Genomic DNA, 23,898 nt, shown 5'->3' with positions numbered 1-23,898 from the left:
GCCGCCCCGGCTAGAGTTCCGCCCGATGGACACGACATTTCGCACGGCCGACCCGGCCGACGTCCCCGCCCTCGTCGCGCTGATCGAGAGCGCCTACCGCGGCGACGCCAGCCGCGCCGGCTGGACGACCGAGGCCGACCTCCTCGGCGGTCAGCGCACCGACGCCGAGGCCGTCACGGACGTCCTGACCGGCCCCGGCTCGCGCATGCTCGTCGCCGAGACCGACGGCGCCCTGACGGCGTGCTGCCAGTTGGAGAACCGGGGCGGCCACGCCTACTTCGGCATGTTCGCCGTCGCCCCGTCCCGCCAGGGCGGCGGCCTCGGCAAGCAGGTCCTCGCCGAGGCCGAGCGCGTCGCGCGCGAGGAGTGGGACGCGACCGAGATGCACATGACGGTGATCAGCGCCCGCGAGGAGCTGATCGCCTGGTACGTCCGCCGCGGCTACGCCCGGACCGGCGAGACGAGCCCCTTCCCCTACGGCGACGAGCGCTTCGGCCTGCCCAAACGCGACGACCTGGAGTTCGAACTCCTGGTGAAGAAGCTCACCTGGCGGCGCCGCGCGTACTCGCCTGACACCCCCGCGGCTACTCGCCGGTCACGCCGTCGGCCAGCTCCCTGACGATGTCGAGGTGCCCGACATGCCGGGCATACTCCTGCAGCACGTGGAACAAGATCCAGACCAGTGCCGGCCGGTGCTCGGACGGCCCGAACCCGCCGCCCGTACGCGCCGGGTCCTGCAGGTCGGCGCCGGCCACGATCTCGCGCGACCGTGCGCATTCGTCCAGGAAGAGCCGCTTGAGACCGTCCACCGACTCCTCCGGGCCGACGTGCCAGCGACCGCTGCCGGGGTCGCGATCGCCGTCGACGTCGTCCACCCGCTCGGCGGCGAAGCCCCAGCGGAACCAGCGCCGCTCGACGTAGGCCAGGTGCTTGAGCAGCCCGAGCGGCGTCCAGCCGGACGGGAGCCTGCTCGTGCGCAGGTCGTCCTCGGGCATGCCGTCGAGCTTCCGCAGCAGCGCGGACCGGTAGTGGTCGAGGTAGCCGAGCAGGAGTTCGCGGGTGTCGGTCAGCGTGTCCGGCGGTTCGGGCACCGGGGATGAGTCGGCCATACGGCGGACGCTAACTCTGCCGCCGCCCGTGCCGCCACGCGATTATCGGCCCTGCCTCGTCACCGCGACGGTGCGGGCACGAGCCGGAAGGCGATGAAAGCCGGGAGAGCCTCCAGGCGGGTGTAGTCGTCCGGGTAGCGGTCGGCCATTTCGGGGACGGGACGCGGCTCCAGCAACTCCTCGATGAGGAAGCCGGCCGCGCGGAATTCGGCGCAGATCGACGTCAGGGGGCGTCGCCAGGCCCGGATCGGCCAGTCCCGGTCACCGCTCAGGGATTCCTCGACCGGCTCCTCCGTGAAGTAGGAGCCGCCGAGCCGCACCCATGCCATGGTCGGGTGCTCGGTGGAGAGGACGACAGCTCCGCTGGGCTTCAGGATCCGGCGCAGTTCCGACAGCAGCGCCACACGGTCGTCGATGTAGTGCACGGCCAGGGCGAGAACGACGAGGTCGTACGCATCGTCCTCGACCCACGTCAGCGGCCGGGACAGGTCGTGGACGCGCAGGTCGGCGCGGCCCCCGGTGCGCGCGCGGGCCATGTCGACGAAGGTGGGGCTCGCGTCGCAGCCGGCGACGCGAGCCCCGCGCTCCAGCAACTCGGCGGCGTACAGGCCGGGGCCGCAGGCGGCGTCGAAGACCGCCAGCCCGCCGACGTCACCGGTAAGACCCAGAACGGCCGGACGGTCGTAGAGGGCGTTGTAGGCACTGTCCTCGGCATGGGCCGCATACTCGCGGGCGAATTGCTCGTACATGCCCCCGATCGTGCCAGAAAGATCGACTGCCCTTGTCAATATGTCCCACCATGGCGGGTCAGCCTCACGGCGCCCGATGGCGCCGTCTTCTGTTTGAGCAGGAGCAAAGCCTCTCAGGCCACACGCGCTTCACCACCGAGCGAGTGTCTCTTCACCAAGGGGCAACCACGTGCGGAAGCGCCACGCGAACCGGGGCGGGCCGCGGCCGGCGCCGGCGGCGGACCGTCCCACGGTGCGCCGGCGGCGCCTGCGTGCCGAGCTTCGCAGCGCCAGGGATGAAGCCGCTCTCCCCCTTGGAGCAGGTCACCGAAAACCTCGACTGGCCCCTTTCGCAAGTCATTCGCATCGAGTCCGGCGCGGTCAATTTCTCGACCACCGACCTCAAGGCGATCCTCTCGCTCTACGCCATCGAGAGCAGTCGCCTCGACGAACTCGCACAATTGGCCAAGGCAGCGCGTGAACGCACATGGCGGAGCGGCCACCGGAAAGTGCCGCCGCTGCATTTACGAACTGATCGGTTACGAGTGCGCGGCCCCCATCGGGTCAGCGGGGCTTCTCCCCGTCGCTCGCCGCGCCCTCCGCCCGGTCGGGGTCGTAGATGTACCCGGTGTAGACCATCCCCTTGACCGTCGTCCGGGTCGGTTGGAAATGCCGCGGCGACAGCGCGCAGAAGCCGCTGCAGACCACTTCGCGGAAGACCTGGTCCGAGACGATCAGGGCGACGTTCCGTTCCGGCCGGCGGTCCAGGTGCCGGCGGAGCGGGCGGGCGTCGAGGAGCCGGCTCACGACCACCGGCGCGTCCCCGGCCGGCCCGAGCGAGGCCGGCCATCCCATGATCAGTGCTCCGTGGTGGAAGGAGAGCCGGACACGCACCCGCGGATGCCGGGCCTCCCGCCGGTTGGCCTCCGCGAGCGCGCGTTCGAGGGCGGGGGCGAACACGCCGATGACCGTGACGATGTCCGGGTCCCCCGGCAGTACCGCCAGTTCTCCGTCGCCGCTGACCTGCTGCAGCCACTGGCCCCTGTCAAGGCCGGCCGCCGCGGCCGCGGCCTCGATCGACTCCTGCAGGACCTGCTGTGCCTGCACCTGGAGGCGAGGGGGCCGGGCGCTGTACCCCTGGATGTCGATCGCGAGCAGGAATCGGAAGAGCAGCCGTGCGCCGGAACCCGACTCGGCCGGCGGTGCTGGAGTGATCGTCATATGTGCCCTCGCCCCCATCTGGCCCTGGTGCGACTCTGGTTGGCCTCGGCTCAAGAATCGCACTTCGCCGGGCCTTTTTGCAGCCACCTGGACGCCGGCAGGGAGCACACTGACATATGTCATTCCGCCACGCTTCGCAGAGCCAGCAGGCAAGCTGCGTGCATTACAGCAAATGACTCGGGGAGGCCGCTGGTAGCCGCACCAGAACAATGAGACGCCTGGCGATCTGCCACCTGACAGACTGATATCTACTGCAAGCTGTCTGTCGGGTTATATTTCTATTATCTCCCACCTCGCGCCCGGAAGCGAGGGTGCTCGCGGTGGGAGATGGAAGCCATTCGGAATGGGGAGAAGGCGCGGAGGGTTCGCGGACCCCGACCGACCCGCGACACCTCCGCGCCTTCGCTCATGGGGCCCGTCAGTAGCCGCCTCCCGCGGCGCCTGCCGCCTTCTTGCCGGTGGGGGTGGTCGCCCACCAGACCCCGCCGACGCCCTGGCCCTTCGTGTCGCCGGGCTGCTCGTCCTTCTCGTAGTAGTACATGGGCCAGCCGTTGATGGTGAGCTGGCACTTGCCGTCGTCCTTGCGCTCGATGAAGCCGACGACCTTCTTGCTGACGCCTTCGAGCTTGAGCTTCTTCCAGCCCTTGAAGGTGGCCGGGGGCCACGCCTTCTTGCAGGCGCCGAAGCAGTTGGTGGTCGGCGGCTTGTTCGTGTCCCTGTCGTAGCGGTAGAGCGTCCGGCCGTCGCCGTCGGTCAGGATCAGGCCGAGCTTCGGGTCGTTCTTCGCCTTGACGACCGTCCAGCCCTTCCAGCGGTTGTCGGTCTTGACGGGAGCGGCCTTCTTACCGGTCGGGGCCGCGGCGTACCAGGTGCCGCCCACGCCCTGGCCCTTCACGTCGCCCGGGCCCTGGTCCTTGGCGAACCGGTACAGCGGCCATCCGGCGAGGGTGACCTGCCAGGTGCCGTCGGGACGCTTGACCTTGCCGACGAGCGACTGCTCCACGCCGGTCGCCTTGATGTCGCCCTGGCCGGCGACGGCCGGCGGCCAGGCGCGGGCGCACGCGTCAGCGCAGGTGGACGCGGGCGGGCGCGCGGTGTCGTTGTCGAACCGGTACAGCGTCATGCCGTTCCCGTCGGTGACGACCTTGCCAAGCTTCGCGACGCCCGCGACCTCCAGCGCGGTCGGCGCCGCGGCGGGCGCGGGCGGGGCGGCCGGCGCGGCCTGCGCCTGGGAGCCGGCGGCGGTGTTCTGACCGCCGCCGGGGCGCTCCTGCCCGCAGGCGCTCACGACGAGTCCCGTCGCGGTCAGGGCGGCCGCTAGGGGGATCACCCAGCGTGGGAATCTCATGGCGTTGTCCTCCAGGTCGTCTGGGCCCCGGCTCCGGTCCAGGTCCCGTCCCGCGATCCGGGACGAGCCGCCGCGCCGCTCGCCCGGATCGACGAGGAGTACGGTGAACCGCACGGAAGGGGTTCAAGCCGGGAACCGCGGACCCATCGGACGGGTCAAAGCAGGGCGAAGGCGACAAGGAAGGCAGCGGTGACCGGAGACGAACCTGCGGGCGGCACGATCGACCTGACCAAGCGGCCGGCCCGCGGACGTCCGGAACCCGAGCGGCAGGGCCCCGCCTGGATCGTCGTCCCCGCGCGCGTCGTCGCGCTGATCGTCGTGCTGCCGCTGCGGCTCGTCCACGACCTGTTCGTGCTGCTCGGCCGCGGCCTGCGCGGCACCGGGCGCGCGCTGTACCGGTGGCTGCTCGCCCCGCTCGGCCGACTGGCCGCCGCGATCGGCCACGGCATCGCCGCCGTGCTGGACTTCCTCCTGCTGCGGCCGCTGCGGTGGCTCGCCGTCGTGGTGGTCCTCGGGTTCCTGCGCTGGTTCGGCCGCGGGTCGGGACGGCTCGCCCGGTGGATCTACCGCGCGCTGATCGCCCCGGTCGGCCGGTTCTTCGCGATGCTCGGACGCGGCCTCGGCAGGCTGCTGGAACTCGTCCTTCTGCGTCCGCTGGTGTGGCTGATCGGCGTGCTCATCGTCCTGCCGGCGACGCTGCTGTGGCGGTACGTCCTGCGCCCGCCGCTGCTCGTCCTCGGCTGGCTGTGCCGGGTCGCCTGGGGTGGCCTCACCTGGCTCGGACGCGGGACGCTCCTCGTCCTCGGCGCCCTCGCGGCCAGCGTGGTCTGGTCGTGGCGGGCGCTCGGGCGGTGCCTCGGCTGGCTCGGGCGGGTGCTGGTCGTCATCCCGGCGCGGGCTCTGTGGCGGTACGTCCTGGCACCGATCGTCGCGGGGGCGGTGGGCGCGTGGCGGCTCGCGGCGCGCTTGCTGCGCTGGCTCTGGCGCACGTTCGTCGTGCTCCCGGTGCGGGTCGTGGTCGTCGTCCCGGCCCGCTGGGTGGGGACGAACGTGCTGCGGCCGATCGGGCACGGCATCGCCGCGGCGTGGCGGGTCTCGGTGCTGGAGCCCGCCCGGTCCGTCCGCCGGACGATGCGGCAGGCGACCCGGGACGTCCGCCTGGCCCTGCGCCGCACCTTCCGCGGGCACTGATCGCAGGCCCGCCGGAGGCGGCTGAGATAATCGAGCACGATGTATCGATTCCTGTTCTCCGTGGTCATCACCCGCGTCCCGGCCGAGGCAGCGCACCACCTGACGCTGCGGGGGCTGCGCGCGATCCAGGCCGTGCCCGGGCTGGCGCCGCTGCTGCGGCGGCTGCTCGCCCCGCGCGACCCGGCGCTCGCCGTCCACGCGCTCGGGCTGGACTTCCCGAGCCCGCTCGGACTCGCCGCCGGGTTCGACAAGGACGCCGTCGCCTACGAGGCGCTCGGCGCGTTCGGGTTCGGCCACGTCGAGATCGGGACGGTCACCGGCCGCCCGCAGCCCGGCAACCCGACCCCGCGACTGTTCCGGCTCCCGCCCGACCGGGCGGTCATCAACCGGATGGGCTTCAACAACGCGGGCTCCGAGGCCGCCGCGCGGCGGCTGCGCGACCGCCGCCCCGGCACGGTCGTCGGCGTCAACATCGGCAAGACGAAGGTCGTCCCCGAGGCATCGGCCGCCGCCGACTACGTCGCCAGCACCGAACGGCTCGCCCCTTACGCCGACTACCTGGTCGTCAACGTCAGCTCTCCCAACACGCCCGGCCTGCGCAACCTCCAGGCCGTCGAGCACCTCCGCCCGCTGCTGACGGCCGTGCGGGACGCCGCCGACCGCGTGTCCGCGCGCCGCGTCCCGCTCCTGGTCAAGATCGCCCCCGACCTGGCTGACGACGACGTCGACGCGGTCGCCGACCTCGCCCTCGACCTCGGCCTGGACGGCATCATCGCGACCAACACCACGATCGGCCGGGACGCCCTGCTCAGCCCGCCCGCCCTGGTCAAGGAGACCGGCGGGCTGTCCGGCGCGCCGCTGAAGGAGCGCTCGCTGGACGTCCTGCGCCGCCTGCGCGCCCGCACCGGCGGACGGCTCGCGCTCATCTCCGTCGGCGGCGTCGAGTCGGCCGACGACGTGTGGGAACGCGTCCGCGCGGGCGCGACCCTCGTCCAGGGCTACACGGGGATGATCTACGGCGGCCCGTTCTGGGCGCACCGCGTCAACCGCGACCTGTCCCGCCGCCTCCGCGCGAGCACCTTCCGCACCCTGGACGAAGCCCGCCGCTGACCGCGTCCCGCCGGCCCTTCCCCGGCCCGCGCGCATCGGCGGGACGCCCGCGGGCACCGTGCCCGTATGGCCGGCGAGTTGATCACCCGCAGGACGCTGCTCACCCGGATCGCGCCGGCGCTGCTCCTCGGCGTCCCCGCCGCCGTCACGCGGGCGGGCGGGTTCGACCTTCCTCCTGGTCCAGTGGCTCGCGCCGCCGGCGTCCGAGGCCCCGGAACTGCTCGTCGCGGTCATGTTCGCGTGGCGGCTGCGGGACGCCGACGCGATCGGGACGCTGCTGTCGAGCAAGGTCAACCAGTGGACGCTGCTGATCGGCACCCTCCCGCTCGCCTACCGGCTCGGCGGCGGCGCCTGGTCGCTGCCGCTCGGCTCACGCCAGACCGAGGAGGTGCTGCTGACCGCCGCGCAGACCGTCCTCGGGCTCGCCCTCCTCATCGACCTGGTCTTCAAGCAGTGGGAGGCCGCCGCGCTGTTCGCGCTGTTCGCGGTGCAGTTCGTCCTGCCGGACGAGACCGCCCGGCTCGTCCTGTCGGGCGTCTACCTGGCGATCGGCTTCTCCGTGCTGATCCAGCGGCACCGCGACCTGGGCGCGGCGATGTCGGCGGTCGTCCGGCCTAGATGAAGAAGCCGTCCGCGATCAGCTCCGGCAGCACCGCGTCGGCGTGCGCGCGGACCTGCTCCGCGTCCATGCCCGTCAGCTGGGCGATGGCGCCGAGCAGCGGATCAAGGGGCAGCGTGCCGTCGCAGACCCCGGCGAGACCGGCCTCGACCGTCCCGACCCCGGCCGCCCGGCGCAGCCGCCGGGTCTGCCGCAGCACGATCCGCTCCGGGTCCTCGGCGCCGGGCGGGCCGACCTGTTCCTGGACGAGCCCGTCCGCCGCCGCGAGCAACTGTCCACAGGCTGTGGAAAACTCCGCGCCCTTCCGGAGCCCGTCCAGGATCTCGCCCGCGTAGGCGCCGACGGGCTCCTCGACGGCGTGCCGCAGCTCCTCCACCCGCACCACGGGACGCTCGCTCCGCCGCAACGTGATCCACCCGAACCCGACCCCGACGACGTTCCGCCGCTCGAAGTGATCGAGCCACGCGTCGTACCGCGCCCGGTACTCGGGCGTCCCCGCCTCACACGAATCCCGGAGCCACAACTCGGCGTACTCCGCCGGATCCTGGACGTCCCGCTGGACGATCCACGCGTCGCAGCCGTCCACCCACGCGCCGACGCGCTCGTCCCACGGCACCCCGTCGACATGCAGCCAATTGGCCAGGAGCTGGCAGTATCCGCCGTCTTCCAGATACCGCGCCGCCTCGCCGACGAGCCGCCGGCAGAAGTCGTCCCCGGCCATCCCCGACTCGCGGTAGGTGAACCGCGGCCCCTCCTCCGGCGCCACCACGAACGGCGGATTCGACACGATCAGATCGAACCGCCGCCCCCGCACCGGCTCCAGCAGCGACCCCGCGCGAAGCTCGGCGCCGTCCACCCCGGAGAGCGCGAAGCTCATCGCCGCGAGCTCCAGCGCCCGCGGATTGACGTCCGTCGCCGTGACCCGCGCGGCCGGATTCCGCCCCGCCACATGGACGGCCTGCACCCCGCACCCGGTCCCGAGATCCAGAACGTTATCCACAGGGCTGTGGACAACGAGCCGCGCCAGGCTCCCGGACGCCCCGCCCGTCCCCACGACATGATCGTCCGCCGGCACCCGCCCCGCCCCGGGCCGCACCTTCAGGTCGGACACGACATATCCGGCATGCCCATCACCGCCGACGTCCTCCAGCGGCTCCACCCGCAGCAGCGCCCGCAGCTCCCCACCGGACACCTCGGCGAGCCCCGCCGCCACCAGCTCGTCCGCCGCGATCGCGTCCGCCGGAACCGGCACCTGCAGCCAGAACAGCCGCGTCAGCACCTCCACCGGCGACCCGCCCCGCGTGGCCCGCAACGCCGGCACGATCTCGTCCCGCGCCAACGCCCCACCCGCGACGCCCCCCAGCAGCTCCCGCACCCCGGCCACGGTGTACCCGCCACCGACCAACAACTTCCGCACCCGAACCAGACCGCTCACCACCCCATCCTCCCGGATGTGCCTGCCCAGAGGAGCGCCCCTGGAAGACTCGTTGCGATCCGGGAGTTGTTGGTCGGTGGGTCGGGGCGGGGTGTCTTAGCCCAAGTAAGTCTCGAAGCCCTTCGCCAGGGACTCGGCTATGCGTTGGCGGAAGGCGGGGTCTGCGAGTTTGGCGGCGTCGGTCTTGTTCTGCATGTTGCCGCACTCGATGAAGACCTTGGGGACCTTCGACATGTTGAGGCCGCCGAGGTCGTCGCGGCGGTCGATGGCGTTCTTGCCGAGGTAGTTGGAGTACGGGATGCCGGTGCCCTGGTGGTAGGCGTCGCGGAGGGCCTTGCCGAGCTTGGCGGAGCCGGTGACCATCGCGGCGTTGCGGCCGATGGAGAGCGGCTCGATGATGTGGAAGCCGTGGCCGGACGCGGAGGCGCCGTCGGCGTGGATGGACACGGCGGCGTCGGCCTTCAGGCGGTTGCCGAGGGCGGCGCGCTCGGTGATGCAGGGGCCGACGCCCTTGTCGTCCTCGCGGGTGAGGGCGACCTTGGCGCCGCGGGCGCGCAGGAGCTTCGCGAGGCGGTTCGAGACGTCCCAGGTGAAGGCGTGCTCGGCGTAGCCGGACCGGGTCTCGGTGCCGGTCGTGTCGCACGCCTTGCTGCCGTTGCCGATCTTGACCTGCTTGTTGATCTCGGACGGGTGCGCGGCGTTGCCGCCATTGTGGCCCGGGTCGATCACGATGGTGCGGCCGTCCAGCGGGCGGCCGCCGGCCTTCGCGGCGGCCGGTGACTGCTCGTCGGGCGCGGCCGGGGCCGTCGGCGGAGGCGCGGGGTCGTCGGCGGACGCGCCGGAGGAGCCGGTGCACGCGGTGAGCGCGCCCAGGCACAGCGCGAGACCGGCGGCCATCGGGCCGCCTCGATGGATTCGCACAGGCCGATTCCTCCGTGATGACTTCGTTACCGGGGACCCTGACAGTCTGCACGGCGGCGGAGGTTCGTCAAACGCGGTCCGCGAAATCAGCGGAGCGGGTCCTCCTTGCCGAGCAGCGCGGCGAGGGCGCGCGCCTCGTCGGCGTCCAGGCCGAGGACGACGCGGGGCCGCCCCCACGGGTGGTCGATGGAATGCGCCACATAGCTGGCGACGGACTCCGACACCTGCTCGGCGAGGCCGCGGGCGTTGCGCCACTCCGACCACGCGCGTTCCAATTCGCTCGCCGCGCGCTGCGCGCACGACACCAGTTCCGGATCACGCACGAGCTGAACCCCCCAGTGGACTTTCCCGACGTCCGGCCCGGCCGGGCGGCCTCCCCCGAGGCCGCCCGGATGCACCCGTCGGACGGTGAGTCCCATTAACCCCCCGGCGGCGGGCCGGGGACCGGCGAATGCGGCAGGCTTGGCCAGCCCCTTACCCGTCGAAAACCGGTTCCTGAACGATCGACGCGGCCGCGGGCGGCCACGGGCACCGGTCGCGCGGGCGTGCGTGCGGGAGCGTGAAGAGGCGGGGGGACGTCTCGGGTCACCGGGGGAGGCGGGTCACGGGGCGGGAACGGGCCCCGTCGTGGAGCGCACCACGAGGTGCGGGACGACCAGGTTCTGCCGGGCGTGCCGGGACGGGTCGCCGATGCGCGCGGTGAGCAGTTCGGCGGCCACCCGCCCCATGTCGCGGCGCGGCTGGTCCACGCTGGTGAGGGAGATGTGGCGGATCGCGGCGAGGTGGGTGTTGTCGTAGCCGACGATCGACAGGTCGGCGGGCACCCGCATGCCGAGTTCGTCGGCGGCCGAGAGGGCGCCGGTCGCGACCAGGTCGTTGGGAGCGAAGATCGCGGTGGGGCGGGCGTCGCGGCGCAGCAGGGAGCGGGCGGCGCGGTAGCCGCCGTCCTCGGTGAAGTCGCCGGTCTCGACGACGATCTCGGCGGCCAGCCCGTGCCGGCGCATCGCCTTCTCGTAGCCGGCGCGGCGGTAGTGGGCGGTGGTGGAGCGCGCCCCTTCGATGTGGGCGATGCGGCGGTGCCCGAGTTCGACGAGGTGGTCGACGGCCAGGCTGGCGCCGAGCTCGTCGTCGTCCACGACGATGTCGACGCCGTGGACGTCGCGCTCGCCGACGACGACCACCGGGACGCTCGCCGCGGCCTCTTTGAGCGATTCGGGGACGACGCTGAGCAGCACCAGCCCGTCCACGCGCATCTCCAGGAACGCCTCGACGGCCTCCGCCTCGAACAGCGGGTCCCACCGGCCGCTGCCGACGAGCATTCGCAGGCCGGCGCCGTGCAGGCTCTCCTGGAGCCCGTCGAGGAACTCGGCGAAGAACGGGTTGTGGAGGTCGGCGACGATGGCGCCGATCAGCCGGGTGCGGCCCTCGACCAGGCTCCGCGCGACGGCGTTCGGCCGGTAGCCGAGCTCCCGGGCGGCCTGCAGGACGGCCTGCCTCCGGCGCTCGCTCACGTGCGGCGACCCCCGCATCACCAGTGAGACGAGCGACTTCGACACTCCGGCGCGCTCGGCGACGTTGCGGATCGTCGGTTTCGGCGCCGGCACCGCCCTCCCCTCCTCGCGCGCGGCGGGAGAGGATCCGCTGCGCGGCTGGGGCACCGCGCCCTCTCCCTGCCTGCCGTACGGGGGATTCGGTTCATCAGCTGACATGGCACTCCGTCCGGGGGGACCTGCAGGACCTGCCGCGACGACGCGCCGCCGGGGGAACCGGCGCGCCGACCTCCGCTCGGGAGGAGATGCCATGATGCCGCGCCTTCCGCCCGAATCGTCGCAACCGGGAGTAACGGGCATACGCCAAAGGTGGTTCGGGCCTGTGGTGTTCCGGATCACAGTCGTGTCCGCGGCCGATCACGACCCGGTGAAAAGGACGTCCCGCGCCCGGTCGGCGCGGCACGGCTCCGGGCCCGGCTCGGATACGCTGCCCAGGTGGGAGATCGTGCGGTGGCCGGCGGCAAGGCGCAGGGCCGACGGAGCGGCGGCGGACGGGGCCGTCGCCGGCTCAGCGTGGACGAACGGCGGGACGAGCTGATCGACGCGGCGCTGCAGCTGTTCAGCACGCGCTCGCCCGAGGACATCTCGATCGACGACGTCGCGGCCGCGGCCGGCGCCTCCCGGGCCCTCGTCTACCACTACTTCGGCGGCAAGTACGAGCTGTACATCGCGGCGCTCGGCAGCGCGGCGAAGAAGCTGTCGGTGCTGCTCGAACCGCCGACGGAGGGCAAGCCGCTCGACCGGCTGCGCATCTCGCTGAAGCGGTACTTCGACTTCGTGGAGAGCCACGCGGCCGGCTACACGGCGCTGCTGCGCGGCGGCCCCGCGGACCGCTCCGGCGAGGCGGGCGAGATCGTCGACGGCATCCGCCGGCTGCTGCTGGACCGCATCCTGCACTCGCTGGACGTGGAGGTCCCGCCGCCGGTGCTGCGCATCACGCTGCGCTGCTGGATGGCGACGGTGGAGACCGCCGGCCTGGACTGGCTGGAGAACCGGGACGTGCCGCGCCCCGAGCTGGAGCGGCTGCTCGTCGACCAGCTCGTGGCCATCATGCAGACGGCCGGCCGCCACGACCCGGGCACCGGCGCCCTGTTCGCCCGCCTCTCCCAGGAGGAGCTGGGCGACTGACCGCCGTGGCCGTAACCGCTGTGGTCGCAACCGCTGTGGTCTCAACAGGTGCGGTCGTAACCGCCGCGGTCCTGACAACTGTGGCCGTAACAACCGCGGCCGTAACTGCTGTGGCCGCCGGGACTGGTGTCCGGTTGTGGACGATTGAACCTAAGGTGTCCGAAATTCCGTGCAGGCCGGCATCCCACCCACGGGATCCGCGGGCGCGATGCCGGCCCGAACGGCGTGCTCGGTACCGGGCCCACGGTTCTCGGATGACCGTGGTCCCGGCCGGTCGTCCAGGAGACCCCTGGAGCGTCCTTCGCGCGCGAGGTCGCCCAGCGGCCTCCCGGCTGTCCCCCCTTGGTGCCGTGCGCGTTACTCCGAGCGCTGCTGCGGGATGCCGGCGAGCAGCGCCCGCACCTCCGCCTCGCGGTAGCGACGGTGCCCTCCCAGCGTCCGGATGGACGTGAGCTTTCCCGCCTTCGCCCACCGTGTGACGGTCTTGGGGTCGACGCGGAACATCGTCGCCACCTCCGCCGGCGTCAGCAGGGGCTCGGCCTCTGGCGTACGTGCTGACATGTTTGCGGCCTCTCCTCCGTGGACCGATGACAGCGATCCTGCGATTGATCCTCGCGTGGTCACTGATGTCCCCTATGGCCCGAAAGAGCCACTATGACATCACAACGTGTAACCTTGCCACCACTCAGCGCAACAAGCAAGTTCCTGGCGGTAGTTGCGTGCAAACATCCCCGCGACGGCGGGGTGTCGCACCTGAGCGGCGAACAGTGGGTCACGCTGCGTGATTCTAGCGACACGTATAGTCGTATCGCGCGCGGATTCGGGAAATTTGTTTTAGTTCGCGGCCTCCAGCGCCCGCACGGGCCGCCAGCGGGCCAGCAGTCGCTTGTACATCGCGACGGTCAGCTCGGCCTCACCGCGCTCCATCCCGGTGAGGGCGACGGTCATCTCGGCCACCGACTCGTCCGCGCTGAGGGTCCGGTCGTCCAGCAGGTGGACGAGGCCGCCGTAGTCGAGCTCGACCAGGGAGCCGGGATGGAACTCGCCGAGCCACCGGGCGAGCGTCTCCAGCCGCCCGGCCGACAGGAGGTAGACGTCCTCGGAGCCGTCGCCGAGGTTCTCGCGCACCACCGGGAGCGCCGTCGCCACCCGGCGGCGCGCCTCGCCCATCGAGGTGACGTAACTCAGCGTGCGCGCGGGCGCGGCCGTGGCCGGGCCGTGGCCGGGCAGTTCCTCGGCCGCGTCGGCGGACTTCCGGTACCCGGTCCCCGGCGTGCCGAGCATCAGGCACCGCTCCCCGCGCGCGAACGGCACGAACCAGTCGAGCGGGACGTGCCAGGTGCTCGTCAGTATGTGCGGCCGCAGCGGCCGCCCGGCGCGCTTCCACTGCTCGAACTCGCTCATCGCCCGCTCCGCCACCGGCGGCGGGATGAACGCCGCCGCGACGCCGGCGGCGTGCTCGTTGCGGAACCGCTCGAAGGCCAGCCACGAGCGCAGCCGCGTCCCCCACGGGCACACGTAGATCATGTCGTCGAGGCGGCGCACGTAGGCGTCCCGGCTCTCCCGCTCGGGGACGACCTCGGGCGGCGTGCCGACCAGCCTCAGCGCGGCCTCGCGGTGTTCCACACCGAGCGCGTGGATCCGCCGCGGGCGCCGCCTGGAGTCGGCGTAGACCGTCCACAGTGTCCGCGCGGGCTCCGGGAAGGCGGTCACCGGTTCATAAACCCGTAGGTACGCGGCGTACGGAAGCACAACCGCATCGTGACATGAGATCAGGGCGGACGGGGGGCCATACCGCGCCCTAGTCTGATCTAGAGACAGAGAGGAGGGCACTACCGTGCCTAATGTCTTCGGGGCGCCCCACAAGGGCACCGAACCCCGACACGAGCAGGTCGTCTTCTGCCAAGACGAAGCCAGCGGCCTGCGCGCCATCATCGCCATCTACTCCACTGCGCTGGGCCCGTCCCTGGGAGGAACCCGCTTCTTCCCCTACGGCACCGAGGAAGAGGCACTCGCCGACGTGCTGAACCTGTCCCGGGGCATGGCGTACAAGGCTGCCATGGCCGGGCTCGATCTCGGCGGCGGCAAGGCCGTCATCATCGGCGATCCGGCCGTCGACAAGTCCGAGGCGCTGCTGAGGGCGTACGGGCGCTTCGTCCAGTCGTTGAACGGCCGCTACTACACGGCGTGCGACGTCGGCACGTACAGCGAGGACATGGACATCGTGGCGCGGGAGTCCCGCTACGTCACCGGACGGACGGTCGCGCACGGCGGCGCGGGCGATTCCTCCATCCTCACGGCGTTCGGCGTGTTCCAGGGCATGCGGGCCGCCGCCGAGACGATGTGGGGCACGCCGAGCCTCCGCGGCAAGCGGGTCGGCGTGGAAGGTGTCGGGAAAGTCGGTCACCGGCTGGTGGAGCATCTGCGCGAGGACGGCGCGGACGTCGTGGTCTGCGACGTGAACGAGGCGGCGGTCGACCGGGTCCGGTCACTGCACCCGGAGGTGGAGGTCGTCACCGACGCCGACGCCATGGTCCGCGCGGATCTCGATGTGTACGCACCCTGCGCGCTGGGGGGCTCCCTGAACGACGACACCGTTCCCGTGCTGCGGGCCAAGGTGGTGTGCGGCGCGGCGAACAACCAACTCGCCCACACGGGAGTGGAGAAGAGCCTCGCCGACCGGGGCGTCCTGTACGCGCCCGACTACGTGGTGAACTCGGGCGGTGTGATCCAGGTCGCGGACGAGATCGAGGGCTTCAACTTCGACCGCGCCAAGGCACGGGCGTCCGGCATCTACGACACGACCAGGAAGATCTTCGCGCTGGCCGCCGACGACGGCGTCCCGCCGGCGGTGGCCGCCGATCGGCTCGCGGAGCGCCGGATGTCCGAGATCGGCAGGCTGCGGGGGATCCTCCTCTAGAGCGGCCTAGGGGTCCTTTTGGGCTCGGCCCCGGTCTGGACAGTGGGGCTTCCTGACTCGTTTAGACCGTTGCAAGACCGTTGCAAGGGCCGCCGTGGAGCGCTGTACGACCGTCCCACGGCGGCCTGGGCATGTACTCGTGACCACCGGATACACTGTTGTCATCAGCAACAGGAGCGCCGCCACGTACCGTCGATGTACCGAGCCAGGCGCAAAACGGGTACGGTTGTACCCGTGACTGACGCATGGCTCATCAGGCACCGGTTCGTGTGGTACACGCGCGCGTTGATGGGCCCACGAAAGCCCTGACCATCGAGGGGGTCGAGCCAATGGGTCGCGGCCGAGCCAAGGCCAAGCAGGTGAAGGTTGCCCGGCAGCTCAAGTACAACACCGGCAACACGGACCTCGACCGCCTGAAGGACGAACTGGGAGTCACGGACTCCGGCGACGACTCGTACGACGAGCTCGCCGAGAAGTACGCCGACTACGCCGATGACTACGGCACGGAGCACCGCAAGGACGGCACCTCCGGTTGACCGGCCGACAGCGCGCCACTGCCCGCCACGGGCAGTGGCGTTTGTCGTGACTTCTCCAGTTCGGCGCGGTTTTCCCTCATGGGGGGTGTGCGAGTCATGGTTTCCGTCGGCCGCCGAGAGGGCCCCTGAGGCACCTTCGGCGGCGCACGCTTCCGTGGTGACGGTTGAGGGCTGAGAGGCGCTCAGTGACCCTCTCAGCCCGTCCCACCCGGCGTCCCCGCCTTTTCGGGCCGCGCCCCGCCGGACGGCGGGGCGGTCGGCCGCGCGGCTAGCGCAGGACGGCGGCACCGGTGCCGTCGGTGATCTCACCGAGCGCCCAGGCGGGCACGCCGCGCGAGGTCAGCAGGCGCAGCGCCGCGTCGGCGCCGTCCGGGCTCACGATCGCGGCCATCCCGACGCCCAGGTTGAACGTCTTGTCCATCTCGGGCTGCGGCACGCCGCCGTGGCCCTGCAGGACGCGGAACAGGGCCGGGACCTCCCACGAGGAGCGGTCGAGCACGGCGTCCACCGTCGGCGGCAGCGAGCGGGCCAGGTTCGCCGCCAGCCCGCCGCCCGTGATGTGCGCGAACGCGCGCACCCCGCCGGCCTGGATCAGCGCGAGGCAGTCCTTGGCGTAGATGCGCGTCGGGGTGAGAAGTTCCTCACCCAGCGGACGGTCTAGTTCGGCGGGCTCGGACTCCAGGGCCAGGTCGGTCGTGGCCAGAATGTGCCTTACGAGCGAGTACCCGTTGGAGTGGATGCCCGACGAGGCCATGGCGAGGACGACGTCCCCCACCTGGACGCGGTCCGGGCCGAGGATCTCGTCTGCCTCGACGACGCCCGTCCCCGCGCCCGCGAGGTCGAACTCGTCCGGCTCCAGAAGGCCGGGGTGCTCGGCGGTCTCGCCGCCGACGAGGGCGCACCCGGCCAGGGCGCAGGCGTCCGCGATCCCGCCGACGATGTCGGCGATCCGTTCCGGGACGACCTTCCCGCAGGCGATGTAGTCGGTCATGAACAGCGGCTCGGCCCCGCATACGGCGAGGTCGTCGATGACCATGCCGACCAGGTCGTGCCCGACCGTGTCGTAGATGCCGAGGCGCCGCGCCAGGTCGACCTTGGTACCGACGCCGTCCGTGGACGTCGCGAGCATAGGACGCCTGTACTTCAGGAAGGCCGAGGCGTCGAAGAGGCCCGCGAACCCGCTGACGTCGTCGACGACCTCCGGGCGCCGTGAACGGGCCACCCGGGACTTCATCAGCTCTACGGCGCGTTCGCCCGCGGCGATGTCGACACCGGCGGCCTCATAGGACGTCAACGCCCGACCTCCAGCAGGTGCTTGCCGCGGGCGTCCTGCTCCACGGGGATGGGGTAGACGCCGTCGAAGCACGCCCGGCACAGGTTGTTCTTGGGGATCTGCGAAGCGGAGATGAGCTCGTCCAGGGAGATGTAGCCGAGCGAGTCGGCGCCGATGGAGTCGCGGATCTCCTCCACGGACAGGTTCCCGGCGATCAGCTCGGCGCGGGTCGCGAAGTCGATGCCGTAGAAGCAGGGCCAGGCGACGGGCGGGCTGGAGATGCGCACGTGCACCTCGGCGGCGCCCGCGTCCCGCAGCATCCCGACGATGGCGCGCTGGGTGTTGCCGCGCACGATGGAGTCGTCCACCACGACCAGGCGCTTGCCCTCGATCGCCTCGCGCAGCGGGTTCAGCTTGAGCCGGATGCCGAGCTGCCGGATCGTCTGGGACGGCTGGATGAACGTCCGCCCGACGTAGGAGTTCTTCACGAGGCCCTGGCCGTAGGGGATGCCGGACGCCTCCGCGTACCCGATCGCGGCCGGGGTGCCCGACTCGGGCGTCGGGATGACCATGTCGGCCTCGACGGGGTGCTCGCGCGCCAGCCGGCGGCCCACCTCGACGCGGGTGGCCTGGACGCTGCGCCCGGCGATCGTCGTGTCGGGCCGCGCCAGGTAGACGTACTCGAACAGGCAGCCCTTGGGGCGCGGCTCGGCGAACCGCTCGGACCGGACGCCGTCGCCGTCGATGGCGACCAGCTCGCCGGGCTCGATCTCCCGGACGAAGCGCGCGCCGACGATGTCGAGCCCGGCCGTCTCGGACGCCACCACCCAGCCGCCGGCCTCCAGGGAGCCGAGGACGAGCGGCCGCACGCCCTCGGGGTCGCGGGCCGCGTACAGCGTCCCCTCGTCCATGAAGACCAGGGAGTACGCGCCGCGGGTGGCGGGGAGGATCTCCCGCGCCGCGGCCATCGGGCCGCCCTCGCCGTGGTGGGCGAACAGCGCGGTGAGGACCTCGGTGTCGGTCGTGGCGGTCAGCACGCCCGGCTCCAGCCGCGCGGCCAGCTCCGGGGTGTTGATCAGGTTGCCGTTGTGGGTGAGCGCGAGGCCGCCCGCGTCCGTGGACCGGAAGGTGGGCTGGGCGTTCTCCCACGTCGGCGACCCGGTCGTCGAGTAGCGGCAGTGGCCGACGGCGATGTGGCCGCGCAGCGTGTTCAGCACCGACTCGTCGAAGACCTGGGCGACGAGGCCCATGTCCTTGAACACGACGATGCGGGAGCCGTCGCTGACGGCGATACCGGCCGATTCCTGGCCGCGGTGCTGGAGCGCGTACAGGCCGTAGTAGGTGAGCTTGCTCACCTCGGCCCGCGACGCCTGGTCGGCGGGGACCCAGACGCCGAAGACCCCGCAGGCGTCCTGGGGAGCGCGGTCGGAGGGATCGATGTCGTGGCTCAGACGTCCGTCACGGAGAGGCACGCTCGCCAGTCTAGATGCCCGATTCACCTGCTCCGATCGGTGGCATGTCTTAACGGACCTTTACCCCCTGGAACCACGGGCATCACGCGGTTCGGGGGAATCTGGGGACGACACGTGGAGGGGACACATGACGCTGCCCGGGTACCAGACCTACGCGCCGCCCGCACCGCCGCGGCGCAGCGGGCTGGCGAGGGCCTCGCAGGTGCTCGGAATCACCGGACTGGTGGGGCTCGTCTTCTGCCTGGTGGGCTTGATACCCGCCCTCGTAGGGTTCGCCCTGGGAGTGGCCTCCCTCGTCCGGCGGGACCCTGACCGACGGCCTGCCGTCGTAGGGGTCGTCTGCTCCGCCCTTGCGCTCCTCATAGGCGGGGGCGTGGGCTTCTGGCTGCTGAGCAAGGCCGTGCAGTGCGCGGACGAGACGAGGTACCCGGACGAGACGTCACGCCGGGGGTGCGTCGAGCGCGAGTTCCCCTATGCGCGAGCGGACGTCCAAGGCGCCGGTGCGGTGCGGGGCGCTAGTGAGGGTCACTCGGCCAAGGCCCGGACGGCGTCCTCGTTGAGCGCGGACGAGTACACCCGGAAGTCGTCCATCAGCCCGCCGAAGCCGGGCTTGGTGAGTTCGCTGCCCAGGTAGATGGGTCCGGACGGTGTGACGACGGGGTGCTCCAGGGGGGCGGCGCCGTCCAGTACGCCGTTGACGTAGAGGAACATCCCCTGGGTGTTCACGACGAAGGCGACATGGGTCCATTCCCCCAGCGACAGCCTGATGTGACTGTCGACATAGTCGGGGCCCTTCACAGTGAACAACTGGACCCGCAGCCGCATGGCGTCCGGGTACAGCCACAGGCCGAGGCCCCGGGCGTCGTCCTCGGCGACCGGCTTGTAGACGAGGCTGCGCCACTCTCCGGTGGGCGCCTCGGTGACCTGGACGAAGAACGCCAGGCTGAACCCGAACACCTGGCTGAGGACGAGCTGGGGCACGGCGGGGATGACGGCCCGGTCGCGCCCGCTGAGCGACAGCGCCTCCCCCTCGCGGCCGGGGACGATCCCGGCGGTCTCGTCCAGTTCGGCGGCGGGCCCTGCCCCGGTCGCGTCCGCGACCGTGCGGCCGTCCACGGTGTCGACGTCGAACGTCCAATGAGCGATCAGCACGGGGATCACCTCCAGCAAGGCGGATACTCCCGCACGGGAAGGTTTCAGTCGATGGGTAGAGGAAGATAGCCCGTCAGGTCCGCGCGCGCGCCACTGGCCCGGACCCGCCCGTCCGCGACCGCGTCGGCCCAGGCCAACCGTCCCGTCGCCAGTGCGATCCAGGTCGCGGCGTCCATCTCCACCACATTCGGTGGTGTACCACGGGTATGGTGCGGGCCGTCGATGCACTGAACGGCGGCGTGTGGAGGGACCCGGACCTCCACCGAGCGGCCGGGCGCCGACTCGGCGAGCCGGTCGAGCAGGAACCGCACCGCCCCCTTGACCACCGGCCGGGATGGTTCCGTGCCCTCCGCCTCGGCGGCGAGGACGGTGTCCAGGGCCGCGCGACGGAGCGCGGCGGGCTCGTCCTCGCCGGTGTGCGGCGGCAGGCCGAGCGCGGCGCGCTGCTCGTTCAGGACGGCGGAGGTCAGCGGGGTTCGCGGCATCGGGACCGACGCTACCCCGTCCGTCAGGGTGAACGCGGAGCCGGCGGCGGACGCTGGTGGGGGCCGCTCCGGCACGGCCGGCCCGGACAGGCGGTAGAAATGGACCCCGGTGCCAGGCATGGGGAGTGAGTTGAACGGGGAGCCGGGGACGCGCGTCCCCGGAGGACACGGAGGTTCGTGAGATGCCCGAGGCGCTGCCCCTGCAGCCGGGTGACCCGCGCAGGCTCGGCTCGTTCGAGATCACGGGCCGGCTCGGCGTCGGTGAGCAGGGCGCCGTCTTCCTCGGCAGGGACCCGGCGGGCGGCCACGTCGCCGTGAAGGTCCTGCACGTGCGGCTCAGCGGCGAGCCCGTCGCCCGGTCCCGGTTCGCCGGCGCGTTCACGTCCGCCCGGAAGGTCTCGGGGTTCTGCACGGCGGCGATCCTGGCCGCCGACGTGGAGGGCGACCGCCCCTACGTGGTGAGCGAGTGGGTGGACGGGCCGTCCCTCCAGCAGCTCGTGGACGAGGAGGGCGTGCGCGGCGGCGCCGTCGTCGAGCGCCTGGCGGTCGGTATGGCGATCGCGCTCGCGGCCGTCCATCGTGCGGGTGCTCTTCATCACAACCTGAAGCCGGCGAACGTCCTGCTGGGGCGCAACGGCCCGCGGATGAGCGACTTCGGTATAGCGCACGCTCTGGAAGCGGTGAACGTCGCCTTCAGCGGCCACAACACCGAGGACCCGTCCTACAAGGCTCCGGAGCAGTTGAGCGGTCTGGGCATCGGCCCGGCCGCCGACGTGTTCGCCTGGGCGTCGACGCTGCTGTTCGCCGCTACGGGCAAGGCGCCGTTCGGCGAGGGCTCGCCGTCCGAGGTGATGCAGCGCATCGTCTACGACGAGCCCGACCTGTCGGACGTCCCCGACGCCGTGCGGGAGGTGATGGCAGACGCCCTGGCCAAGGACCCGGCCGCCCGTCCCACGGCCCCGCGCATCCTTGAGCGGCTTCTTGGCTCGGACAGTCCGCTTCCTGCCCGCATGCCACCGTCGATGGTGGAAGAGGGACGCGCCTTGGCCGCCGGCCCTGCGGCAGGTCCTGGGGGCGCCCGGAAGGACGTCCCACCGGCGGCGCCGTTGCGTTCTCCCATGGGCGTCCCAGCGCCTCCCATGGGTCCTTCGGGCCCGGCCCACCCTCCCGCACCACCGATGCCTCCACCGATGCCCATGGCTCCTCAAGGGCCGCCGGTGCCTCCCCCTCCGGCCGCCCAGCCTGGGCCTTTCGGGCCACCGGGGCCGTCCGGTCCGCCTCAGGAGGGGGCGTCGCCGTCCCTTCCCCTCCTCGGCAAGCTCTCGCGCACCCGCAAGGCCCGCCGCGACCCGGAGCCCGCACCCGAGCCGCCGCCCCTGGCCGACCTGGACCCGGCCGCCTTCGAGGCGACCGCGATGTTCGGCGCCGTCGGCCTGGACCGTCCGGCCGGCTCCGCCCAGCGGGAGGAGCACCCCCGGTCGGACGAGACCACGAGGTTCGATCCGGTCGCCGCCGACCCGACGGCCGCGTTCGACGCGGTGGCTCCGGACCCGACGGCGACGTTCGACGCGGTCGGCATGTACGACCACCCGCCCACCGGCGGCGACACGGCGGGGAACCTCATCCCCGGGCTCGGCCATGGGCGCGACGGCGGCGGACATCGTTCCTCACCGCTGTCCTCCCTCGCGCGCATGCGCCGCCCCAGCAACCATGTGCTCGGGCTCGCCCTTTCGCTGTTCATCGGCGTCAGCGTCGGCATCGCCATCATCGCGCTGGTGCTGTGGCCCCAGCTCAAGGGCGACGATGGGCCGCCCCCGGACAGCGCCAACGCGTCCAACAACCGTCCGGTGACAACGATCCCGTCGTCCTTTGCGGGCACCTGGAAGGGGACTGTGGTCAACACCAACCGCAATGTCTCCTTCCCGGTGGAGGTCACGTTCCAGACAGGCGGCACCACGGCCCAAGCGGTGTATCCGCGTGAGGGGTGCAACGGCACGCTCACATTGGCCAGGGGCACCGAAAGCGCGCTGAAGATGAACCTGGCCATCGGCAAGCCGTGCACGAGCGGGGTCGTCGAGATCACCCGCCAGCCGGACGGGACCCTGCAGTACACATGGAGCAAGCCGGGCACGAAGCTCGCCTACGGCGGCCGGCTCAACCGCGGCTGACCGGCGGACATAGGGCCTCATATCCGGCAATACAGTCAGTTTGTCGTCTCTTATCAGGACAGTTCCGCTAGGGTTCCCCTCGGTCGAGATCATCGGCCTTGTTGGCGGGGCCCGCCGCTCGCGGTCCCCCGGCATAAGGAGAGGCCGTGCGGGCTGTCCACCGAAGGCTGCTGTTGGCCGGCGCAGTCGCGACGAGCCTCGCCGCCGCCGCGGCGCTCCCCGCGTTCGCCGGCGACTCCGCGTCCCTGGTGCGGGTGACGGCGGCCGAGGGCACCCCGGTGCCCGGCCAGTACATCGTCACGCTGAAGCCCGGTGCGTCCACCGACACCGCCGCGAAGAACGTCAGGGCGTCCGGCGTCAAGCGCTTCGACGGCGTGCTGAACGGCTTCGCCGCCAAGCTGACCGGCGACCAGCTGGACAAGCTGCGCCGCGACCACCGCGTCGCCGCGATCGAGCAGGACCAGATCGTCCGGGCGACCACCACCCAGCGCTCGCCGCTGCCCTGGGGCCTCGACCGGATCGACCAGCGGTCCAGGAAGCTCTCCAAGACCTACTCCTACACGTCGTCCGGCAGCGGCGTGAACGCCTACGTCATCGACACCGGCATCGACGTCCGGCACAAGGAGTTCGGTGGCCGCGCCTCCGTCGCCTGGACGGCGAGCAGGTTCGGCGGCAACGGAAGCGACTGCAACGGCCACGGCACCCACGTCGCGGGCATCATCGGGGCCAAGACCACGGGCGCCGCCAAGTCGGTCAAGCTGCGGGCACTGCGCGTCCTCGACTGCAACGGCTCCGGCTCTATGTCGGACGTCGTCGCCGCCGTCCAGTGGCTGCGCACCCATGCCGCCAAGCCGGCCGTGGCGAACCTGTCCCTCGGCGGACCGAAGTCCTCGGCGCTCAACACCGCCGTGATGAACCTGTCCAAGTCCGGGGTGTTCGTGTCCGTGGCCGCAGGCAACGACAACAAGGACGCCTGCAACTTCTCCCCGTCCGGCGCCGGATGGGTCATGACGGTCGGCGCGACCACCGTTTACGACAACCGCGCCGCGTTCTCCAACTGGGGCAAGTGCGTCGACATCAACGCCCCCGGTTACGGCATCTGGTCCACCTGGCCTGGCGGCGGCCTGAAGAAGGCCAGCGGAACGTCCATGGCCGCCCCCTACGTCAGCGGCGTGGCGGCCCTCTACCTGTCCACGCATAAGAAGGCGACTTTCCCGCAGGTGCAGAAGTGGCTGAACGACAACTCCACGCACAGTCTCAAGAAGCTGCGGTCGCAGCCCAATCGGCTGCTCTACAAGGGCAAGCTGTGAGTCCGGTCACGTAGGATGGCCCGGCTCCCAGCAAGGGAGCCGGGCTTCGCGCGTACGCGCCGTCCCACCGGGCCCTTGGGTCTACCCTTGGCGAGGCTGGACGGTTCTTTAGCTTTCATTGACCTTCGGGCCACCGGACCTCCGTACCTACGGCCATGACGAGAGGAGAACACGTGGAGACCCCCGCCTCCACATGTCGGCCCACCGCCCGCCGGCGAGGTG

General features: G+C 71.7%; 23 protein-coding genes. 9 read left to right on the top strand and 14 right to left on the bottom strand.

Features of this window, described 5'->3' with window-relative positions; translation table 11 throughout:
* Positions 1-25 precede the first annotated feature (25 nt).
* Positions 26-619 (top strand): GNAT family N-acetyltransferase, encoded by a 594-nt coding sequence (locus ACGFI1_RS26720; RefSeq protein WP_392788868.1) that lies wholly within the window; start codon positions 26-28, stop codon positions 617-619.
* On the opposite strand, the gene ACGFI1_RS26715 is transcribed toward ACGFI1_RS26720, so the two are convergent.
* From ACGFI1_RS26715 to ACGFI1_RS26700, 4 genes are all read right to left on the bottom strand, one after another.
* Complete coding sequence (locus ACGFI1_RS26715; protein WP_138639553.1) at positions 585-1,109, bottom strand: DinB family protein; 525 nt, start codon at positions 1,107-1,109, stop codon at positions 585-587. The genes ACGFI1_RS26720 and ACGFI1_RS26715 overlap by 35 nt on opposite strands.
* Positions 1,110-1,168: 59 nt before the next feature.
* The gene (locus ACGFI1_RS26710; protein WP_392788864.1) at positions 1,169-1,858 is read right to left on the bottom strand and encodes a class I SAM-dependent methyltransferase; all 690 of its coding nucleotides are present in this window, start codon (positions 1,856-1,858) and stop codon (positions 1,169-1,171) included.
* 543 nt (positions 1,859-2,401) lie between these two features.
* Entirely contained in the window at positions 2,402-3,058 is a 657-nt protein-coding gene (locus ACGFI1_RS26705; RefSeq protein WP_392788862.1) for a hypothetical protein, read from the bottom strand.
* Between the two features lie 418 nt (positions 3,059-3,476).
* Positions 3,477-4,520 (bottom strand): hypothetical protein, encoded by a 1,044-nt coding sequence (locus tag ACGFI1_RS26700; protein ID WP_392788859.1) that lies wholly within the window; start codon positions 4,518-4,520, stop codon positions 3,477-3,479.
* Between the two features lie 75 nt (positions 4,521-4,595).
* On the opposite strand from ACGFI1_RS26700, the gene ACGFI1_RS26695 reads away from it, so the two are divergent.
* The 3 genes from ACGFI1_RS26695 to ACGFI1_RS26685 all read left to right on the top strand — a co-directional run bounded on the left by ACGFI1_RS26695 (position 4,596) and on the right by ACGFI1_RS26685 (position 7,329).
* Positions 4,596-5,597 (top strand): hypothetical protein, encoded by a 1,002-nt coding sequence (locus tag ACGFI1_RS26695; protein ID WP_392788856.1) that lies wholly within the window; start codon positions 4,596-4,598, stop codon positions 5,595-5,597.
* 39 nt (positions 5,598-5,636) lie between these two features.
* Positions 5,637-6,707: a quinone-dependent dihydroorotate dehydrogenase gene (locus tag ACGFI1_RS26690; protein ID WP_386872320.1), complete on the top strand. Its 1,071-nt coding sequence runs from the start codon at positions 5,637-5,639 to the stop codon at positions 6,705-6,707.
* A gap of 175 nt (positions 6,708-6,882) precedes the next feature.
* Entirely contained in the window at positions 6,883-7,329 is a 447-nt protein-coding gene (locus ACGFI1_RS26685; RefSeq protein WP_392789065.1) for a hypothetical protein, read from the top strand.
* Here the strand turns inward: ACGFI1_RS26685 and ACGFI1_RS26680 are convergent.
* The 4 genes from ACGFI1_RS26680 to ACGFI1_RS26665 form a co-directional block, all read right to left on the bottom strand.
* A complete protein-coding gene (locus ACGFI1_RS26680) occupies positions 7,322-8,761 on the bottom strand; it encodes a DUF7059 domain-containing protein (protein ID WP_392788854.1) in 1,440 nt (479 codons plus the stop codon). The genes ACGFI1_RS26685 and ACGFI1_RS26680 overlap by 8 nt on opposite strands.
* A 96-nt stretch (positions 8,762-8,857) precedes the next feature.
* The gene (locus ACGFI1_RS26675) at positions 8,858-9,682 is read right to left on the bottom strand and encodes an N-acetylmuramoyl-L-alanine amidase (RefSeq protein ID WP_386872316.1); all 825 of its coding nucleotides are present in this window, start codon (positions 9,680-9,682) and stop codon (positions 8,858-8,860) included.
* Positions 9,683-9,768: 86 nt separating this feature from the next.
* Positions 9,769-10,005 (bottom strand): hypothetical protein, encoded by a 237-nt coding sequence (locus tag ACGFI1_RS26670; protein ID WP_138639918.1) that lies wholly within the window; start codon positions 10,003-10,005, stop codon positions 9,769-9,771.
* Between the two features lie 279 nt (positions 10,006-10,284).
* Positions 10,285-11,286 (bottom strand): LacI family DNA-binding transcriptional regulator, encoded by a 1,002-nt coding sequence (locus tag ACGFI1_RS26665; RefSeq protein WP_138639917.1) that lies wholly within the window; start codon positions 11,284-11,286, stop codon positions 10,285-10,287.
* 381 nt (positions 11,287-11,667) lie between these two features.
* On the opposite strand from ACGFI1_RS26665, the gene ACGFI1_RS26660 reads away from it, so the two are divergent.
* Positions 11,668-12,360, top strand: a complete 693-nt coding sequence (locus tag ACGFI1_RS26660; protein ID WP_240808332.1) for a TetR/AcrR family transcriptional regulator — start codon at positions 11,668-11,670, stop codon at positions 12,358-12,360.
* Between the two features lie 357 nt (positions 12,361-12,717).
* Here the strand turns inward: ACGFI1_RS26660 and bldC are convergent, their stop codons facing one another.
* Positions 12,718-12,921: a developmental transcriptional regulator BldC gene (gene bldC / locus ACGFI1_RS26655; protein WP_012850682.1), complete on the bottom strand. Its 204-nt coding sequence runs from the start codon at positions 12,919-12,921 to the stop codon at positions 12,718-12,720.
* A gap of 273 nt (positions 12,922-13,194) precedes the next feature.
* Positions 13,195-14,112 (bottom strand): hypothetical protein, encoded by a 918-nt coding sequence (locus tag ACGFI1_RS26650; RefSeq protein ID WP_392788851.1) that lies wholly within the window; start codon positions 14,110-14,112, stop codon positions 13,195-13,197.
* Positions 14,113-14,197: 85 nt separating this feature from the next.
* Between ACGFI1_RS26650 and ACGFI1_RS26645 the strand changes: the two genes are divergently transcribed.
* Complete coding sequence (locus ACGFI1_RS26645) at positions 14,198-15,280, top strand: Leu/Phe/Val dehydrogenase (RefSeq protein WP_392788848.1); 1,083 nt, start codon at positions 14,198-14,200, stop codon at positions 15,278-15,280.
* A 329-nt stretch (positions 15,281-15,609) separates the two neighbouring features.
* Positions 15,610-15,816: a DUF3073 domain-containing protein gene (locus tag ACGFI1_RS26640; RefSeq protein ID WP_089328938.1), complete on the top strand. Its 207-nt coding sequence runs from the start codon at positions 15,610-15,612 to the stop codon at positions 15,814-15,816.
* A 268-nt stretch (positions 15,817-16,084) separates the two neighbouring features.
* On the opposite strand, the gene purM is transcribed toward ACGFI1_RS26640, so the two are convergent.
* From purM to ACGFI1_RS26620, 4 genes are all read right to left on the bottom strand, one after another.
* Entirely contained in the window at positions 16,085-17,110 is a 1,026-nt protein-coding gene (gene purM, locus ACGFI1_RS26635) for a phosphoribosylformylglycinamidine cyclo-ligase (RefSeq protein ID WP_392788846.1), read from the bottom strand.
* Complete coding sequence (gene purF, locus ACGFI1_RS26630) at positions 17,107-18,561, bottom strand: amidophosphoribosyltransferase (RefSeq protein WP_138639913.1); 1,455 nt, start codon at positions 18,559-18,561, stop codon at positions 17,107-17,109. The genes purM and purF overlap by 4 nt, the downstream gene beginning before the upstream one ends.
* Positions 18,562-19,086: 525 nt before the next feature.
* The gene (locus ACGFI1_RS26625; RefSeq protein WP_171069303.1) at positions 19,087-19,713 is read right to left on the bottom strand and encodes a LamG domain-containing protein; all 627 of its coding nucleotides are present in this window, start codon (positions 19,711-19,713) and stop codon (positions 19,087-19,089) included.
* A 44-nt stretch (positions 19,714-19,757) separates the two neighbouring features.
* Positions 19,758-20,198 (bottom strand): sterol carrier family protein, encoded by a 441-nt coding sequence (locus ACGFI1_RS26620; protein ID WP_392788843.1) that lies wholly within the window; start codon positions 20,196-20,198, stop codon positions 19,758-19,760.
* 182 nt (positions 20,199-20,380) lie between these two features.
* Here ACGFI1_RS26620 and ACGFI1_RS26615 point away from each other — a divergent pair, with 182 nt between their 5' ends.
* Both ACGFI1_RS26615 and ACGFI1_RS26610 read left to right on the top strand, forming a co-directional pair.
* Positions 20,381-22,366 (top strand): serine/threonine protein kinase, encoded by a 1,986-nt coding sequence (locus ACGFI1_RS26615; RefSeq protein ID WP_392788841.1) that lies wholly within the window; start codon positions 20,381-20,383, stop codon positions 22,364-22,366.
* A gap of 146 nt (positions 22,367-22,512) precedes the next feature.
* Entirely contained in the window at positions 22,513-23,676 is a 1,164-nt protein-coding gene (locus ACGFI1_RS26610; protein WP_386872301.1) for a S8 family peptidase, read from the top strand.
* The last annotated feature ends 222 nt before the right edge of the window (positions 23,677-23,898 follow it).

Source organism: Actinomadura geliboluensis (assembly GCF_043197915.1).
GTDB lineage: Bacteria > Actinomycetota > Actinomycetes > Streptosporangiales > Streptosporangiaceae > Spirillospora > Spirillospora geliboluensis.
Note: the sequence above shows the minus strand (reverse complement) of the source record. Positions and strands in the feature narration are given on the sequence as shown.

Coding starts and splice junctions, on each gene's coding strand:
- ACGFI1_RS26720 (WP_392788868.1), top strand. CDS start 26: ATGGACACGACATTTCGCACGGCCGACCCGGCCGACGTCCCCGCCCTC.
- ACGFI1_RS26715 (WP_138639553.1), bottom strand. CDS start 1,109: ATGGCCGACTCATCCCCGGTGCCCGAACCGCCGGACACGCTGACCGAC.
- ACGFI1_RS26710 (WP_392788864.1), bottom strand. CDS start 1,858: ATGTACGAGCAATTCGCCCGCGAGTATGCGGCCCATGCCGAGGACAGT.
- ACGFI1_RS26705 (WP_392788862.1), bottom strand. CDS start 3,058: ATGACGATCACTCCAGCACCGCCGGCCGAGTCGGGTTCCGGCGCACGG.
- ACGFI1_RS26690 (WP_386872320.1), top strand. CDS start 5,637: ATGTATCGATTCCTGTTCTCCGTGGTCATCACCCGCGTCCCGGCCGAG.
- bldC (WP_012850682.1), bottom strand. CDS start 12,921: ATGTCAGCACGTACGCCAGAGGCCGAGCCCCTGCTGACGCCGGCGGAG.
- ACGFI1_RS26640 (WP_089328938.1), top strand. CDS start 15,610: ATGGGTCGCGGCCGAGCCAAGGCCAAGCAGGTGAAGGTTGCCCGGCAG.
- ACGFI1_RS26620 (WP_392788843.1), bottom strand. CDS start 20,198: ATGCCGCGAACCCCGCTGACCTCCGCCGTCCTGAACGAGCAGCGCGCC.
- ACGFI1_RS26615 (WP_392788841.1), top strand. CDS start 20,381: ATGCCCGAGGCGCTGCCCCTGCAGCCGGGTGACCCGCGCAGGCTCGGC.